General features: G+C 60.4%; 18 protein-coding genes and 1 pseudogene. 13 read left to right on the top strand and 6 right to left on the bottom strand.

Annotated features, from left to right (window positions below; genetic code table 11):
* The first annotated feature begins 30 nt into the window (after positions 1–30).
* The 8 genes from ACI77I_RS11495 to ACI77I_RS11460 all read left to right on the top strand — a co-directional run bounded on the left by ACI77I_RS11495 (position 31) and on the right by ACI77I_RS11460 (position 7033).
* Positions 31–522, top strand: coding sequence for a hypothetical protein (locus tag ACI77I_RS11495; protein WP_406997538.1), 492 nt, complete (start codon positions 31–33; stop codon positions 520–522).
* On the top strand, positions 519–1187 hold the full coding sequence (locus ACI77I_RS11490) for a hypothetical protein (protein ID WP_406997537.1): 669 nt from the start codon (positions 519–521) through the stop codon (positions 1185–1187). Before ACI77I_RS11495 ends, ACI77I_RS11490 begins: the two co-directional genes overlap by 4 nt.
* 84 nt (positions 1188–1271) lie before the next feature.
* Entirely contained in the window at positions 1272–1460 is a 189-nt protein-coding gene (locus ACI77I_RS11485) for a hypothetical protein (RefSeq protein ID WP_406997536.1), read from the top strand.
* Positions 1461–1509: 49 nt separating this feature from the next.
* The gene (locus tag ACI77I_RS11480; RefSeq protein WP_406997535.1) at positions 1510–1845 is read left to right on the top strand and encodes a hypothetical protein; all 336 of its coding nucleotides are present in this window, start codon (positions 1510–1512) and stop codon (positions 1843–1845) included.
* Positions 1846–2069: 224 nt separating this feature from the next.
* The gene (locus ACI77I_RS11475; protein ID WP_406997534.1) at positions 2070–2567 is read left to right on the top strand and encodes a hypothetical protein; all 498 of its coding nucleotides are present in this window, start codon (positions 2070–2072) and stop codon (positions 2565–2567) included.
* Positions 2568–2838: 271 nt separating this feature from the next.
* Complete coding sequence (locus ACI77I_RS11470) at positions 2839–4032, top strand: tyrosine-type recombinase/integrase (RefSeq protein WP_406997533.1); 1194 nt, start codon at positions 2839–2841, stop codon at positions 4030–4032.
* A 20-nt stretch (positions 4033–4052) separates the two neighbouring features.
* A complete protein-coding gene (locus ACI77I_RS11465) occupies positions 4053–5639 on the top strand; it encodes an ABC-F family ATPase (RefSeq protein ID WP_026140064.1) in 1587 nt (528 codons plus the stop codon).
* A gap of 218 nt (positions 5640–5857) precedes the next feature.
* Positions 5858–7033 carry an MFS transporter gene (locus tag ACI77I_RS11460; RefSeq protein ID WP_406997532.1) on the top strand — a complete coding sequence of 392 codons (1176 nt, stop codon included), beginning with the start codon at positions 5858–5860 and terminating at the stop codon, positions 7031–7033.
* On the opposite strand, the gene ACI77I_RS11455 is transcribed toward ACI77I_RS11460, so the two are convergent.
* Both ACI77I_RS11455 and ACI77I_RS11450 read right to left on the bottom strand, forming a co-directional pair.
* Positions 7027–8064 carry a dienelactone hydrolase gene (locus ACI77I_RS11455; protein WP_242155933.1) on the bottom strand — a complete coding sequence of 346 codons (1038 nt, stop codon included), beginning with the start codon at positions 8062–8064 and terminating at the stop codon, positions 7027–7029. The genes ACI77I_RS11460 and ACI77I_RS11455 overlap by 7 nt on opposite strands.
* A 241-nt stretch (positions 8065–8305) precedes the next feature.
* Positions 8306–8917: an FMN-dependent NADH-azoreductase gene (locus ACI77I_RS11450; RefSeq protein WP_242155932.1), complete on the bottom strand. Its 612-nt coding sequence runs from the start codon at positions 8915–8917 to the stop codon at positions 8306–8308.
* 232 nt (positions 8918–9149) lie between these two features.
* Here ACI77I_RS11450 and ACI77I_RS11445 point away from each other — a divergent pair, with 232 nt between their 5' ends.
* Positions 9150–9779, top strand: a complete 630-nt coding sequence (locus tag ACI77I_RS11445) for an MFS transporter (protein WP_406997531.1) — start codon at positions 9150–9152, stop codon at positions 9777–9779.
* Positions 9764–10270, top strand: a complete 507-nt coding sequence (locus ACI77I_RS11440; protein ID WP_406997530.1) for a hypothetical protein — start codon at positions 9764–9766, stop codon at positions 10268–10270. Before ACI77I_RS11445 ends, ACI77I_RS11440 begins: the two co-directional genes overlap by 16 nt.
* Positions 10271–10345: 75 nt before the next feature.
* Here the strand turns inward: ACI77I_RS11440 and ACI77I_RS11435 are convergent.
* Positions 10346–10675, bottom strand: a pseudogene (locus ACI77I_RS11435) (helix-turn-helix domain-containing protein); the annotation flags it as partial.
* A gap of 127 nt (positions 10676–10802) precedes the next feature.
* On the opposite strand from ACI77I_RS11435, the gene ACI77I_RS11430 reads away from it, so the two are divergent.
* Together ACI77I_RS11430 and ACI77I_RS11425 are read left to right on the top strand one after the other, a co-directional pair.
* The gene (locus ACI77I_RS11430) at positions 10803–11711 is read left to right on the top strand and encodes a LysR substrate-binding domain-containing protein (RefSeq protein WP_094952470.1); all 909 of its coding nucleotides are present in this window, start codon (positions 10803–10805) and stop codon (positions 11709–11711) included.
* Complete coding sequence (locus ACI77I_RS11425) at positions 11708–12061, top strand: MmcQ/YjbR family DNA-binding protein (protein ID WP_094952471.1); 354 nt, start codon at positions 11708–11710, stop codon at positions 12059–12061. The genes ACI77I_RS11430 and ACI77I_RS11425 overlap by 4 nt, the downstream gene beginning before the upstream one ends.
* On the opposite strand, the gene ACI77I_RS11420 is transcribed toward ACI77I_RS11425, so the two are convergent.
* The 3 genes from ACI77I_RS11420 to ACI77I_RS11410 all read right to left on the bottom strand — a co-directional run bounded on the left by ACI77I_RS11420 (position 12048) and on the right by ACI77I_RS11410 (position 14672).
* Positions 12048–13340: an amidase gene (locus ACI77I_RS11420; RefSeq protein ID WP_406997529.1), complete on the bottom strand. Its 1293-nt coding sequence runs from the start codon at positions 13338–13340 to the stop codon at positions 12048–12050. The genes ACI77I_RS11425 and ACI77I_RS11420 overlap by 14 nt on opposite strands.
* 121 nt (positions 13341–13461) lie before the next feature.
* Positions 13462–13845: a DUF1294 domain-containing protein gene (locus ACI77I_RS11415; protein WP_406997528.1), complete on the bottom strand. Its 384-nt coding sequence runs from the start codon at positions 13843–13845 to the stop codon at positions 13462–13464.
* Entirely contained in the window at positions 13842–14672 is an 831-nt protein-coding gene (locus tag ACI77I_RS11410) for an undecaprenyl-diphosphate phosphatase (protein ID WP_406997527.1), read from the bottom strand. The genes ACI77I_RS11415 and ACI77I_RS11410 overlap by 4 nt, the downstream gene beginning before the upstream one ends.
* A gap of 225 nt (positions 14673–14897) precedes the next feature.
* Here ACI77I_RS11410 and ACI77I_RS11405 point away from each other — a divergent pair, with 225 nt between their 5' ends.
* Positions 14898–16532, top strand: a complete 1635-nt coding sequence (locus ACI77I_RS11405; RefSeq protein WP_094952474.1) for a methyl-accepting chemotaxis protein — start codon at positions 14898–14900, stop codon at positions 16530–16532.
* The last annotated feature ends 306 nt before the right edge of the window (positions 16533–16838 follow it).

Raw genomic sequence — 16838 nt, 5'->3', positions numbered from 1 at the left:
GCCCGGGCATGGCCCGGCAAGGAAATAACTGTGCCCGAAGTAAAGCGCTATCACGTAACCGAGACGGGACTTGTAGAGGGCCAGGCCCTGGGCCGAATCAACGTTGTGCTGGCAGTCGATCACGACCGTGTCGCAGCCGATGCTGATCGACTACGCGCCGAACTTGAATGTTCGCGTGGTGACTTCGTCCAGCTGGAGCGGATCAGTGACGCCCTGCAACAGCACCTGACCGCAGCGGATGAGCGGGCGGATGAGCGGGCGGATGAGCGGGCGGATCGCTTGGAAGCCGGGATCAAGTGGGAGACAGAGCGCAATGCTTTGCTGCTGACTTCGCTGACCGAGGCAGAGGACATGCTCAGCATTACATCACTTGAGGCCGGCCAACGCATTGACCAGTTGGAGGGGTTGTTGCGTGAAGCTCTCCCAGCACTTGACCTTGCAGCGGGCGCATTCAAATCAGTGAAGCCGATTCGCAACAAGGTGCGCGCCGAACTCAAGCCCACAGAAGGAATCAAGTCATGATCAGCGACCAAACGATCAGCGTGTCGCGTGAGCTGCTGGAGCGTATTGCGGACGAGGCAAATCATATGCTTGGGTTCACCTATGCCGCGAACTATGACGAATGCCGATCCGCCGTGGATGAGCTGCGCGCCCTGCTCGATTCTCCAGCAATTGCCATTTGTCGTGGCTGCTTTACTGAGCAGTCTATGGGCCATGCGTGCAAGACATGCGCAGAAGTGGAAGCGCAGCCAGCCGCCCAGCCACAGGGCGAGCCGGTGGCGTGGATCGTCACAGACATGAACGGTGATAATTACTTTGCATACGACCGTCAGACACCGAACGATAAGCCGCTCTACGCCGAGCAGCCCGCGCCGGTAGCCGCCGCACCAAATTACGGATCGCTCGACGCAGTACAGCGCCTGGCTTTGTGTCGCGGTGATATGCCGGTGGCAGCACCGGTAGTTCCTGAGCTGACACCCGAGCTTCGGTGGATCTTAGGACAGATGTGCTTCCAGCATATCCACACAGCCCAGGCACTGCGCTTGATGGGGCACCAGATAGCCAGGAAGGCCGAGGACGAACAGGCCGTAACGATTTACTGGATGCTCGGCCACTACCTGAAAGACCCGGCCAACTGGCGCGACAACGCAGCGGCAGAGATGAAAGCGGCAGCTCCGAAAGCATAGGAGTACATCCGTACTCCACCCGCAAAACCTGTAACCCCTCCCCCTTCAAAGTCAGCCGCTATAGCGGCAAGGACGAACTCGCCCATGAAAAGAACAGTCGTGCCAACCGGCAAAGCAGTCGTGAACTTCCGGAAGGTCATTGAGAACGTCGATGATGATGAAGTGGAGGAGCTGCTGGCCAGCAATGACTTGCGGGAAAGCCAGATCGACGACGATGATCTGCTCGATATCGAATGGATTCACGACGACGTCGATATCAAGGTGACGCCATGATCGCCACCCTCTGGTTCGCTTACGTCTTCATCTACAAGGGGCCGAGGCCATGACCGAACAAAATACCAAAGAATTTTACTCTGCCGAGCAAGCCTCTCAGCAGGCCGTCGACTGGTGCAAGCGCCATCCCGCCTGGCGCCGGATCTGTGATATCCCGGATCACTCTGTGTTCGTGAAAACCTACGACGAGATCCCCAAACGCGAACGCGCCTACTGGGACGAGAACGGTGGCGAGGAATGCTGGCGAGAATTCGGGATCGCAGGAAACAAGGTGCCTACCGGATTCATCTCTGGAAAAGGCGAGTTCTTCGACCACGTTCTCAAAGTCCCCCTCCATCACAACCTGATGATGGTGTTCCGCGTTGGCAGGAGCTGGAGGCCATGAGCGACGAACTGAAACCGTGCCCTGAGTGCGCGACAACCTGGAGCTGGATAGCAGCTGAAGCGCCGGGCTCAGCTGGGTCATCTGCCGCGACGGCGACTTCACCCTGCAAAAGAAGGTGCCCGAGGAAAACATCTGGCGGCACTGGAACAAGCTGAAGAAAACGCCGAAGCCCTAACCCCAATCCCCCTACATGCCTGCCGGTGAGCGGCGGGCGAGGTATTCCTATGTCTGCAATTCTTGAGCGTTTCCACCGAGTGGCAAACGACGCGCTGGTCAAAATCAGCGAAAGCCTTTGGCCTGGCGCGAAAATCGCGCTGGTCATCTACACCCCCGGCAAGCCAGAAGAAGAAGTCGTCTTGAAGGATCAGGGGCTGGTGGACGACGAAGTGGTCAGCACGCTCCGCCGGCGTGGCTTGAGCATCGACGGCGACAACGCCTACAAGCGAGACCTGCTCGACTGCGCTGTTGGCGCCATGGCGTTCGGTTCCCAGGGAAACAATCAGCCACCGGCCGGTCACTGGGGCCAGCGTTTCTGGGATATCGGCCGAGGCGAAGCCGAGGCGCGAGAAGAGTTGATCGCGGCACTGAAGCTGACCCGCGAGAACTTGCGCGCCTGCCAGGCAACCATCCACCTGTGCGGCGGTTTTGATCCTGCCTATGTGAACGAAGCTCAGGCAGCGATGAAGGTTGCGGACGAAGCCCTGGCCAAGTTCTCCATTTAACCCACCTTCTGCCGCCCAGCGCGGCAAGGACACCACATGACCATCATCAAGACAGCGCGGCCTACAGCAGGCGGCGGGAGGTAGCTATGGCAGCAGCCGAACAACTCAATGACGGAATCACCGGCGACAAGATTCCCGAGGCGCAAATGGCCGAAATTCTCGGCACCACCCTCGCCGCCATGCGCTCGAAGCGCGCACGAAAAGAGATACCCCTTGGTGTCTGGAACAAGCAAGGCAGCAGGATCATCTACAGCATCAGGAGATACTACGAATGGCTCGAAAGCCAATGGGTTTGCCCGCAGGAATGGACCTCCACCACGGATCGATCCGCATCCGCTTTATGTGGAACGGCAGCCGGCGGAGTGAAACGCTCCCCTATCCCGCGACACAGAAAGGAATCAAATCAGCCTCACAGGTTGTTGATCAGGTAAAGGGGCTGATTAAGCTGGGCCTCCTCGACGACGACAAGTACGCCGAGCTGTTCCCCAGCTCCAGCAACCTCGCCGGGGGCAAGATCAACTTCGGCGAATACGCGCAACTCTGGCTGGATAGCCGAGAAGTGGTGGGGGGCACGAAGGCGAACTACAAAGGGGCGCTGAACCGGTATTGGATGCCCGGTCTGGCCCTGGTGCGGATCGACCTCATCACCACCACCTTACTTCGCCGGGTGATGGCTGCCAGCGAGTGGAAGTCGCCCGGAGTGAAGCGCAACGCAATATCGAAGCTTTCGACCATCCTAAATTCAGCAGTTTCCGAGGAACTCATCCCCAAGAATCCGGCGGCGATCCTCGAACTTCCCAAGCGTAGCAAGAAGGAGATCGACCCCTTCACCCTGGAGGAAGCAAACCAGATCATCGCCAAGATGTATGAGCACGATCACTGGCCCAGCGCGATTTATGCGGCATTTTTTGAGTTTGTGTTTTTTACAGGAATGCGTCTGTCCGAAGCCCTGGCTATGCGGTGGGATGCAGTAGACGTGGAGAAGAAGACGGCACACGTTTGTCGCGGGATCGCCTTGGGGGAAGTGGTGGAGCGCACGAAAACGGGCGGAGACCGCTTTGTTTTGTTGAATGATCGCGCCCTGCACGCGCTGGAATTCGCCAGGGAGTACGCAGAGCGTCGGAAAAAAGGGAAAGGGAAGGTGCTAGAGACACCTTTCATTTTTCCGCCGTCGAAGAACTCGAAGTACGTGAAACAGACTTCTGACCTGCACAAGCAGTGGATTCCGACACTGAAGGCACTGAATATCCGTCGTCGGCCGCCATACAACTGTCGTCACACCTATGCGACAATATGCATTATGTCTGGCATGAACCCCGCCTTCATCTCCCAGCAGCTCGGCCATAGCGTGCAGATGCTGCTCTCGACTTATGCGCGTTGGATCAACTCAAGCTCGGACTGGAGCGAAATGCAAAAGCTCCAGATTGGTCCCAAATTGGTCCCAGTTCAAAAAAGCGCACCCTAAGCTATTGATAGGTAAAGTAATTGATCTCCACAGCTAACATCACCATGCAGTTCGGCGCCAAGCCGCTCTTCGAGAATGTCTCGGTCAAATTCGGCGCCGGCAACCGTTATGGTTTGATCGGTGCCAACGGTTGCGGCAAGTCGACCTTCATGAAAATCCTCGGCGGCGACCTTGATCCGTCCGGCGGCCAGGTCATGCTCGAGCCGAACGTACGCCTGGGTAAACTGCGCCAGGACCAGTTCGCCTACGAAGAATTCACCGTGCTCGACACCGTGATCATGGGCCACGAAGAGCTGTGGAAGGTCAAGGCTGAGCGCGACCGTATCTACTCGCTGCCGGAAATGAGCGAAGACGACGGTATGGCCGTGGCCGAGCTGGAAACCGAGTTCGCCGAAATGGACGGCTACACCGCCGAATCACGTGCCGGTGAGCTGCTGCTGGGCCTGGGTATTCCCCTGGAACAACACTTCGGCCCGATGAGCGAAGTGTCCCCAGGCTGGAAACTGCGGGTATTGCTGGCCCAGGCGTTGTTCTCCGACCCAGAAGTGCTGTTGCTCGACGAACCGACCAACCACTTGGACATCAACACCATCCGCTGGCTGGAAAACATCCTGACCCAGCGCTCGAGCCTGATGATCATCATCTCTCACGACCGTCACTTCCTGAACAGCGTGTGCACCCACATGGCTGACCTGGACTACGGCGAGCTGCGCCTGTTCCCGGGCAACTACGACGAGTACATGACCGTGGCGACCCAGTCCCGCGAGCAACTGCTGTCGGACAACGCCAAGAAGAAAGCACAGATCTCCGAGCTGCAATCGTTCGTCAGCCGCTTCTCGGCCAACGCCTCGAAAGCCAAGCAGGCCACGTCCCGCGCCAAGGCGATCGACAAGATCCAACTGGCCGAGGTCAAGCCTTCGAGCCGTGTGAGCCCGTTCATCCGTTTCGAACAAACCAAAAAGCTGCACCGCCAGGCGGTCATCGTCGATCGTATGGCCAAAGGCTTCGACGGCAAGCCACTGTTCAAGGACTTCAGCTTCCAGGTTGAAGCCGGCGAGCGCGTAGCGATCATCGGCCCGAACGGTATCGGCAAGACCACCCTGCTGCGCACCCTGGTCAACGAACTGACGCCGGATGCCGGTAGCATCAAGTGGACCGACGCCGCAGAACTGGGCTACTACGCCCAGGACCACGCCCACGACTTCGAAGACGACATGAGCCTGTTCGACTGGATGGGCCAGTGGACCCAAGGCGAGCAAGTGATTCGCGGTACTTTGGGCCGCATGCTGTTCTCCAACGACGAGATCCTCAAGTCGGTCAAGGTCATCTCCGGTGGTGAGCAAGGCCGCATGCTGTTCGGCAAGCTGATCCTGCAAAAGCCGAACGTGCTGATCATGGACGAACCGACCAACCACTTGGACATGGAATCCATCGAAGCGCTGAACCTGGCGCTGGAAAACTACCCGGGCACGCTGATCTTCGTCAGCCACGACCGCGAGTTCGTATCGTCCCTGGCCACCCGCATCATCGAGTTGAGCGCCAACGGCGTGATCGACTTCAGCGGCACCTATGATGACTACCTGCGCAGCCAAGGCGTGGTGTTCTAAGCAACGCCACTGCAGTTGTGGCGAGCGGGCTTGCCCTGCGTTGGGCTGCGAAGCGGCCCTAAAATCAAACACCGCGTTCTGTCAGGCAGAACGCGGTGTTTTGTATTGGGGCTGCTGCGCAGCCCAACGTGGCCTATCAAACAAACTAGTTAGCCTGCTTCCTTTTCCCCCACGCCCTTGCCATCATGCCGTCACCGCCCGCCCGCGAACGAGTGACCATGCCTGCCGTCGCCCCCAGCTCAATGTCGATCACTTTGCAGATCGTCTCCATCGTCTTCTATACCTTCATCGCCTTTATCTGCATCGGCCTGCCGATCGCGGTCATCCCGGGCTATGTGCACGAGCAACTGGGCTTCAGCGCGGTAGTGGCCGGGATCACCATCGGCTCGCAATACCTGGCCACCCTGCTCAGCCGGCCCTTGGCCGGGCGCATGTCCGACAACGTCGGCACCAAGCGCGCGATTGTGCTGGGCCTGGCCGGTATTTTGGTCAGCGGTGTGCTGACGTTTTTCGCCACGCTGGTCGAGAGCCTGCCCGCCCTGAGCCTGGGCATCCTGATCGTCAGCCGGCTGCTGCTCGGCGTAGCCCAGGGCCTGATCGGCGTGGGCACCATCAGTTGGTGCATGGGGGCGGTTGGCGCCGAACACACGGCGCGCTCGATTTCCTGGAATGGCATCGCCTCCTATGGTGCTATCGCCATTGGCGCGCCGCTGGGCGTGGTGATGGTGGCCGAGTATGGCTACACCAGCCTCGGCATCGCGTTGACGGTGCTGGCAGCGTTGGGCCTGGTGCTGATCCGTAATAAACCTTCGGTGCCGGTGGTACGCGGCGAGCGGCTGCCGTTCTGGGCGGTGTTCGGGCGTATCGCGCCGTTTGGCGCCAGCCTGTGCTTGGCCTCAATTGGCTACGGCACGCTGACCACCTTTATCACCCTGTATTACCTCAGTCGCGGCTGGGCCGGGGCGGCGTACTGCCTCACGGTGTTTGGCGCGTGTTTTATCCTGTCACGGCTGGTGTTTATCTCGGCCATCAGCCGCTTCGGCGGTTTCAGCGCAGCGATTGCCTGCATGACCATCGAAGCCCTGGGCCTGACGCTGCTGTGGCTGGCGCCCTCCACCGGGGTGGCGTTGATCGGCGCCGGGCTGACCGGTTTTGGCTTGTCGTTGGTGTACCCAGCGCTGGGCGTAGAAGCCATCAAGCAAGTGCCCAATAGCAGCCGTGGTGCCGGGCTGAGTGCGTATGCGGTGTTTTTTGATCTAGCCTTGGCGATTGCCGGGCCGTTGATGGGCGCCGTGGCACTGAACCTCGGCTACGGCTGGATCTTCTTTTGCGCCGCGCTGTTGTCGGTCACGGCGCTGGCCTTGACCGTACTGCTCAAGCGCCGCGCTTACTGATCGGCGGTCTGCAAACCGGCGCGGGTCATTTGCCCGAGGGTGTGGGAGAAGAACCGCCCTGCCTCTGAAATCAGGTCGCGGTGAATACCTTCGCGGTCGACGCCATCGGCGTCTGTGCAGATGGCCGGCATGGCCACCAACTGATCGCTGTCACACGGCGCCATGAACACAAAGTGCCCTGCTCCGGCCAACAGTTTGAAATCCGGCGGTTCCGGCAGCTTGCGCGCCAGTGCCGCGGCGTTTTTGTCAACGGCCACCAGCTTGTCGCCATCGCCGCTGTAGAGCAGCACCGGCACATGCACGTCGGCCAAGGTGTGGCGGCCAAACATCAGGCTCAACGGCGCCATCAGCATCAACGCGTGGATGCGCGGGTCGGCCTGTGGTTGCAAATCGTCGCGGTCGACCACCAGCTCACCTTTGGTGGTGCAGGCATCGCGGTCTTCCGGGCGTTCCTGGCAGTAACGGCGCAGGCGATCAAAATCCGGCTTGGCGCCGGCCAGAATCAACGCGGTTTCACCGCCGGCGGAATAACCGATCACGCCCACCTGGTCGATATTGACGAATGGCGACAGCATTGGGTCGCTGAGGGTGGCGGTGATCGCTTCGGAAATCTGGATCGGCCGACCATACAGGTTGCTCACGGTGCCCAGGCGGCTGTGGTCCTTGTAGTTGTCGCCGGGGTGCAACACCGCCACCACCACAAAACCCTTGCGCGCCAGTGAGGTGGCCAGGTCGTGCAGGGCCAGCGGTGTGCCCGTGTTGCCGTGGGACAGCATCAGCATCGGGAAGCGGCCAATGGCGACCTTGGAGTCTTCAGCGGCGGCGACGTGATAGGCGCCCAATTGCGTACTGTGCTCATCGTCGGTGGACGGGTAAAACGCGATGGCTTTCATCGGCTGCTGGTCCAGCGGGTCGAGAAAGGTCATGCGATGGAAACCCACACTCCAATGCGGGTGCGGCGCTGGGGCGGCGTGCACTGAAATCAGGCTACCGAGCAGGGAGAGTACCAAAACAGCACAAAGACGCATCATGGGGATGTCCACCTTTGCTGCGTGACCACGTTCAACACCCGCGGCATATCTGTATGAAAAGTCCATGGTTCAAGGTGCTCACACCGGGTGATAAACCCATGCCTGCATAACCTGGGCCAAAGTAGTGACAGCGGGCAAACGAAAAAACTCCGTACTCCGGTCGTTTTGAGACGACCAGAATACAGAGTTTAGGCGCCCGGTTTCAGATTGGAACCGGACAAAGGCGAACTTTACACAAGCCTTACGCGGCGGCGAACAATTGTTCGTTGATGACTACGTTAGCGTCGCTCAACGCCTTGCTGCGCACTTCCTCACCGTAGGCCAGGCCTTGGGCACGGACGAACTCGATGTCGGTGATGCCGAGGAAGCCAAACACCAGTTTCAAGTAGTCTTCGTGGCCGACGTTGCTCGCCTGACCGGCATGCAAACCGCCGGCGGTGGAAACGATGATCAGCTTCTTGCCACCGCACAGGCCTTCAGGGCCGGCTTCGGTGTAACGGAAGGTCTGGCCGGCGACGGCGATGCGGTCGATCCAGGCCTTGAGCTGAGAAGGTACCGAGAAGTTGTACATGGGCGCCCCCATCACCACAGCGTCGGCGGCGATGAACTCAGCCAGCGACGAAGCGCTGAGGTCAGCCTCGTGCTTTTGTACTGCGTCACGCAACTCGGCAGCGGTGCCCAGGGCGCCCAGGGTCAGGCCGGAAAAGTGGCTGATGCCTTCGCTCGCCAAGTCACGGTAAGTCACTTCCACACCCGGCTCAGCCGCTTGCCAGGCCTTGACCACAGCAGCGCTGAGCTGACGCGAAGCCGAGTTGTCGCCGAGGATGCTGGAATCGATATGCAACAGTTTCATGTGGGATCTCCAAGTGAGGATCGCGGCTAGGCGATCGAGTGAGGTTGATCCTACACACGAACCCAATGATCGATTAGAGGGGCAAAATATGATTGTTCGTCCTGCCAGCAGGACAATGCTTTTTTGCAAAAAACCATTCCAGTCGGCTTGATGCCCACACCTCTGCGGCACTGGATTTCACCCGTGCTTCACTTCATTCTCGCCGGCTGACCCGACAGCCACCGGCCATCCCATGCACCCACCTTCTCCCGCCCTGACCAAGGGCCTGACCTTGATCCTCGCCATCTGCTGCGGATTTTCGGTTGCCACGATTTACTACAACCAGGCCATGCTGCCGCTGATTGCTAACACCTTCGAGGTGTCCACCGCGCACGTCGGGCAAATCGCGATGCTCACGCAATTGGGCTACGCCAGCGGCCTGCTGCTGTTCGTGCCGCTGGGCGACCGGATCAGCCGGCGCACGCTGATCCTGGCCGTGCTGTGCCTCAACTTCATCAGCCTGCTGGCCTCGGCCGCAGCGCCGACCTATGCCTGGCTGCTGGTGGCGAGCGTGCTGCTGGGGCTGTCGGGTATCAGCGCGCAGGTGATCATTCCCGCCGCTTCGGACCTGAGTACCGTTGAGCAAAAAGGCGCCGTACTGGGCTTGATGGTCAGCGGCTTGTCTGCCGGCGGGTTGCTTGCCAGGACCGTCAGCGGCGCTGGATGTGCTGCTGTTCATGGCGATTCTGACGCGTATGCCGGTGTCGATTTCAACCAGCAAGCTCGCGTATGGCGCCTTGCTCAAATCCCTGTGGCCTGGCCAGGCAATACCCGACCCTGCGCCAATCAGCATTCAAAGGCGCCCTGGTGTTTGGCGCCTTGAATGTGTTCTGGGGCTCGATGGCGGCCCTGCTGGCCTTGCCGCCGTATGGATTCTCGAGTGCCCAGGCAGGCCTGCTGGGCCTCTCGGCCATCGTCGGTATTCTTTGCGCATCAACCATCGGCCAGCAAACCCGACGCCATGGGCGTCTGCTCGAGCGCGCGGGCATCACCACCGTGCTGGTGGCGTTTATCCTGATCTATACCCTCGGGCCAAGCGGCTGGTGGTGGCCGATCTTGATCGCGGCGACCTGTCTGGACCTGGGTAACCGGATCAACCAGTTGGCCAACCAGACCCGCGTGTTGGCACTGGAGCCGTCCGCGACTAGCCGACTCAACACGGTGTCCATGGTGGTCTACTTTATCGGCGGCGCCTTGGGTTCGGCGGCTGGAGCCTTTGCCTCCGAGCATTACAGTTGGCAGGGCCAGGCGCTGACCGGCGCGGCATTTGCCGGGTTGGCCCTGTTGATCACGACGTTCAGGGCACACAAGTAACCCTGTGGCGAGCGGGGCAAGCCTGCTCGCCACAACACCAGGCCTGCTCATCGCAATCAATGCGACGACACATAAATCGACGCCGATCTTGGCGCAGGCCGTGGCGGCGGTGATGTCGTTGCGCAGCATCAATAAGCGCGCCTGGTGCAGGCGCGTGAACTTGAGGTATTGCATCGGCGAGGTGTCGGTGACCGTGCGAAAGTGCGCATGAAAACTCGGCACGCTCATCATCGCCCCCCTGGCCAGTTCCCCCGCGTCCAAATGCTGGTGGCAGCCCCCATGAATCTTGCGAATCGCCCGCGCCACCTTGCCGAACTGGCCCTGACGGTTGAGCGCGGCGCGCAGGGAGCCGCCCTGCTCGCCCGTGATGATCCGGTCGTAGAGCTCGCCCATCAGCGTCGGGCCAAAGCGGGGCTACTGCGCACCCCAGCGGCAGCAAGCTTCCTCGCCACAGCAGCCTCCAATATTTGTAGTGGATTTGCCCTCGCCAGACGCGGATAGTTCGTCCCACTGACAGGACAATAGGTTGATCATGCAAGACCTCAACGACCTCTACTATTTTGCCAAAGTCGTCGAAGCCGGCGGCTTTGCGGCGGCCGGACGGCTGCTGGGCATCCCTAAGTCGCGGCTTTCACGGCGCATTGCCGAGCTGGAAGAACGTCTCGGCGCACGCCTGTTGCAACGCACCACCCGCCAACTGACCCTCACCGCCGTCGGCGAGCGCTACCTGCGCCATTGCCAGGCCATGCTGCTGGAAGCAGAAATGGCCGACGAGGCGGTGGCCAGCATGTCCAGCGAACCGCGCGGGCGCCTGCGGGTCAGCTGCCCGGTGGGCATGGCCCAGCACCTGCTGCCGGACATGGTCGCCGGTTTTCTCGCCGCCCACCCGCTGGTGCAGCTTGAAATGATGCTGGTGAACCGCCGCGTTGATCTGGTGGCCGAAGGTATCGACGTGGCCCTGCGCGTGCGCGAGTCAGGCGATGAAGACCCGCTGCTGGTGACCAAACGCCTGCGCCAGGCCCAGGCCATCCTGGTGGCCAGCCCTGAATTCATACAAGGCCGGCAAATCGACAGCCTCGAAGACCTCAAGCAACTGCCGGTACTGGGCGCCCTGGAAGCCGACCGCCTGGTGCACCTGCGCCTGATCGACCCACAAGGCAAAAGCGAAGACCTGGCGCTGGAAGCACGCCTGGGCATCGACGACTTCATTGTGCGCAAAGCCTGCGCCCTGAAAGGCTTGGGCTTTACCGTACTGCCGATGATGTATTGCGAAGAGGAATTGGCCAGCGGCCAATTGGTGCAACTGCTGCCGCAATGGTCCTCGCCGGGAGGCTGGTTGCAGGCGGTGTACCCGCACCGTCGCGGCGTACTGCCGGCCATTCGTGCCTGGATCGACTACCTGGAAGAAGCCTTCAAGGGCTGCGGAGATCGCTTGCTATGAAAATGACTGAAGCACAGGTCGCCGCTTTCTGCCTGAGCCTGCCCGGCGCGCGGGAAGACTACAAATGGGGCGGCGTGCGCGTGTTCTCGATTGCCGGCAACAAGATGTTCGCCCTGCAAAACCTGCGCGGCGAGTCGCTGGCGTTCAAGGTCGACAAAGAACTGTTCCTCGGCCACGTGGACCGCCCCGGCATCCATCCGGCGCCTTACCTGGCGCGGGCCCAGTGGGTCATCATGAACACGCCCTACCCGATCGGCGCCGAGGAACTGCGTGGGCTGTTGCAGCGTTCTCACCAATTGGTGGTGAGCAAACTGCCCAAGCGCACGCAGGTGGGGCTCAGGTTGGATTGACAAAAGGCACGGCGCGCTCAATAGCCATCGCCGCCGCCAGCGCCAAATGCTCGTGCCACGGGCGCGCGACGATCTGCACGCCTACCGGCAATCCCGCAGCATCGGTGCCTGCTCGCACGACCACACAGGGCCAACCCGCCAGGCTGTACGGCAAGGTGTGACTGAACAGCCCCGGCCGTTCGGCGCCCAGCCGTGGCGCGGGCGCGGCGTCAACCGGGCACAGGATAAGGTCGTAGTCCGCCATGAAACCTAACATCCCACTGCGAAACTGATCCCAGTCGGCAAGCAGTTTTATCGACTGCGCACCGGTGCCTTTGCTCATCGCCCAGTAGCGCTCGGTAATCTCGCGTGAGTGCCTCAGTACCGATGGGAACGCTGGATAGATGACGGCGCCCGCGCGCTCCAACAGATTGGCGGCTACCTGCAGCGTGGCTTGAGTTATCTCGTCAGCGGGCGCTATACCGCCGTCGCAATACCAAGCCACGCGCAAACCGCTCAGCGCTTGAGCCTCTACAGCGCGTATGGGCATCGGAATTACGCCGGCATCCTGCCCATCTTCGCCGGCAATCACCTGGAGCACCAAGGCCAGGTCTTCCACATGCCGGGCCATCGGACCAATCTGGCTGCGACAGTCACTCAACCCGCCCGGGTGATCGAAAACCCCGGTGTTAGGCACGCGGCCAGTGGTGGGTTTTAAGGTGCTAACTCCGCAAAAATGCGCCGGTACGCGCAAACTGCCGCCGGAATCACTGCCCAACCCCACCGGTGAAAGCCCCGCAGCAATGGCTGCCGCTTCGCCGCCGCTGCTGCCGCCTGGGCTATGGGACAGCGCATGCGGGTTAAGGGTGGCGCCATAGACGGGGTTGTCGGTCACCCCACCGCCACCGCCCGGCGGGCAGTTACTTTTGCCCAGCAGGATGGCGCCGGCAGCTTTCATACGCGCCACTACCACGGCATCCTGCGCCGGCCGGTAGTCAGCGCGCTCAGCCAAACCCGCCGCCGACACCACCCCACAGGTATCGATAACGTCTTTGACGGTAAAGGGAACGCCCTGCAGCACGCCGCCATACTCACCTTGAGCGACGGCCCGATCCGCCGCCCATGCGCCGGCCAACGCCGTCTCGGCGCACACTTGCACCAGCGCGTTGATTGCGGGGTTTTGCGCCTCGATACGGGCAAGGTAGGTGGAAACAATGGCGGTGGAGGTGAGCTTGCGTTGTTGAATCAGTGCGCCAAGCTCAGTCGCTGAATGGCGTAGCAATGAATCCGAGAAAGACATTCGTGTTGGCCCAGTGCATTCAAGTGCCTGGAGCATAACGCCAGTGTGGTGCGGGCTCCTATCAATGATTGGGTAAGGTGCTTCCCACAGCTTTGTAGGGAATATTCCTAGCGCCTCTGCCCTACAACACCGACAGCAAGGTACCGCCCAGGAACAGTTGGTCAAGCCAGAACACCTGGTGCAGTAACACAATCACCCAGAACAGCACCTGATATGACACTTTGCGCGTCTTGTGCCGGAACACCTGCTGGGCGATCAATGCTCCAGGCCAGCCGCCCGCCAGCTCCACGGCATGCAGGATGTTTTCGCGAACGCGCGGGCCCTCTGCCTGTGCCTTGCGCTTGTCGCCCCAGTACAGAAAAAACGCCACTACGCTGACCACACCATACGCCGCCAGCGGAATCACCGTCTCACCGCGAGACCACACCAACGCCGCGCCAATCAGCGGCGCGGCGCACAGCACCCCAAAGATCAACGCCTTCAGGCGCGGGTGCTGAATGTTCATGGCTTGACCGCAGACCAGTCGATCCAGCCGAACTGCCAGGTCGCCAGAATGACCAGGCCAAACGCGATCCGATACCAGGCAAAGGCCGCATAGCTGTGGCTGGCGATGAACTTGAGCAAGGCCTTGACCGCGATCATCGCGAAGACGAACGAGGTGACAAAACCAATCGCGAACACCGGCAGGTCATCGGGCTGGAACAGGTGACGGTACTTGTAGCCCGAATACACCGCCGCACCGACCATGGTCGGCATGGCGAGGAAGAACGAAAACTCGGTGGCGGTCTTGCGCGACAGGCCAAACAACAGGCCGCCGATGATGGTGGCGCCGGAGCGCGACGTGCCCGGAATCATCGCCAGGCACTGGGCCATGCCGACCTTGAGCGCGTCTTTCCAGGTGATCTGATCCACGGTTTCGGCGTGAACCGCGTGCTGCCGGCGTTCCGCCCACAACATGATCACGCCACCCACTACTAGGGCTGTGGCCACGGTGATCGGGTTGAACAAGTAATGCTTGATCAAGTCGGCAAAAATCACCCCCAGCACGATCGCCGGCAGTACGGCGATGATCAGGTTAACCGTGAAACGCTGGGCATTGCGCTGGGTCGGCAAGCCGGTGACCACATCGAGGATCTTGCGGCGAAACTCCCAGACCACGGCCAGGATCGCGCCCAATTGAATGATGATGTTGAACGCCTCAAAGCGTTCGCCGCCGAAGCCGATCAAGTCAGCGACGATGATCTGGTGGCCGGTGCTGGAAATGGGCAGGAACTCGGTCAGCCCCTCCACCACGCCAAGAATCAATGCCTGTATGGCGGTCCAAAAATCCATGCTTCCCCCGAAGGTCATGCTCAGCGGCATGCCTTGACTGTCTTTTTAATAGTTCACTGACGAGCGCACTCAAATTCCGGTGCTGATTTTCAACATCGATCTGCAAAAATTTCGTGAAAAATCAGGGAGTACTCAGGTTTTTCGATTACAGGCCGAAAGCCTATCAGACAAGCCGGAAATGTCGATGCAGCGCCCAAAAATATAAAAGCATGGAGTGACAGGACGATGAACAGTTTGCGCAGCATGTCGATCAGCCGCCGCCTCTGGCTGATCCTGATAGTCGCCGTGTTGATGCTGCTGACCTTGGGGCTGTTGATGCTCAAGCAGATCCACGGCGACCTCTACCAGGCCAAAAGCCAGCAGACCCAGCATGTGGTGCAGACCGCCAGCGGCGTGCTGGCGTATTACCAGAACCTTGAAAAAACCGGGGTACTGACCCGTGAAGCCGCCCAGCAGCAAGCCTTGAGCGCGGTGCGTGGCCTGCGCTACGACCACGACGATTACTTCTGGATCAACGACCTGACGCCGGTGATGATCATGCACCCGGCCAACCCCAAGCTTGACGGCAAGAACCTCTCGGCGATCCGCGACCCGGACGGTTTTGCAGTGTTCAACGAGTTCGTGATCCTGGCCAAGGCCAAAGGTGCCGGCATCGTCAACTACCGCTGGCCCAAGCCGGGTGCCGAAGCGCCGGTGGAAAAAACCTCGTATATCCAACTGTTCGAACCCTGGGGCTGGATTATCGGCTCCGGCGTTTACGTGGACGATGTGCAAGCCGAATTCAATGGCCAGGTGTGGAAAACCTCGCTGATTGTCCTGGGCATCGCGCTGGTGATGACGTTGCTGGTGGTGCTGATCGCCCGCAGCATCGTGCAACCCTTGCAGGCGGCGGTGAACGCTATGGCCAATATTGCCAGCGGCGAAAGCGACCTGACGCGCAGCCTCGATACCCATGGGCGCGACGAAGTCACCCAACTGTCCAAACACTTCAACAGCTTTACCGCCAAGCTGCGCCAGGTGGTCGGCCAACTGCAGGTGTGCGCCAACGCCTTGGGCCAGTCGTCCACGGAGCTGGGCACCAACGCCAGCCAGGCCCATGACCGCAGCCAGCAGCAGTCGCAGCAGATGGAGCTGGTGGCGACGGCAATCAATGAAGTGACCTATGGCGTGCAGGACGTGGCGAAAAACGCCGAGCATGCCGCCAGCGAAATGCGTGACGCCCAGGCCCAGGCGCAGCAAGGCCAGGTGAATATCGACGGCAGCTTGCTGCAGATCGATCAGCTCTCCAGTACCATCAGCCAGGCCGTGGAGGTGATCCGCACGCTGTCCAGCGAAAGCACACAGATTGGCGGCGTGCTTGAGGTGATTCGTTCCATCGCTGACCAGACCAACCTGCTGGCGCTTAATGCTGCGATTGAAGCTGCACGCGCGGGGGAACAGGGCCGTGGTTTTGCCGTGGTGGCGGATGAGGTGCGGCTGCTGGCTCAGCGCACGCAAAAATCCACGGCTGAAATCCAGGTGATGATCGAGCGCCTGCAAGGTCATTCGGAAGCGGCAGTGAAGGTGATCAGCGACAGCCACAGCGCTTCGCAACTGACCATTGAACAGGCCGGCCAGGCGGGTGCCAGCCTTACTGCCATCGGGCAGGCCTTGCATAACCTCAACGGGTTGAATGCCTCGATTGCCAGCGCGACGTTGCAACAGGCGCATGTGGTGGAAGACATCAACCAGAATGTTACCCAGGCGGCCGGGTTGTCTCACAGCACCGCGCTGGCGGCGCAGCAGTCCAGCGTGGCGAGTGCGCATTTGCGTGGGTTGAGTGAACAGTTGGATGGGTTGTTGCGCCAGTTTAAGGTTTAGATCGCATTGCTGGGCTGCTATGGGAGCTGGGGGGGGCTAGGGGGTTATCGGGGCGCCTAAGATCAAAATCAACAGCACGGCGGCCTAGTAGCCGACCTGAGTGGTTGAATCAAAAGCAAAGCCGAGGCGGCCTTACAGCCGACCTGATCCTGGAAGCCGAACTCAATCAAATGTGGGAGCGAGCAAGCCCGCTCCCACATTTAGATCTCATTACATCAGGCAGAAGCTGTGTTGCTGTGCTTCTGCCCTGCTTCTGCTTCTACCACTCAGGTCGGCTACTAGGCCGCCGTGCTCTTGCTTTTGATC

Origin of the sequence: Pseudomonas sp. D47 (assembly GCF_045447305.1) — a bacterium.
In the GTDB taxonomy this organism is placed as follows: Bacteria; Pseudomonadota; Gammaproteobacteria; order Pseudomonadales; family Pseudomonadaceae; genus Aquipseudomonas.
This window is presented reverse-complemented; position numbering and strand designations above follow the sequence as displayed.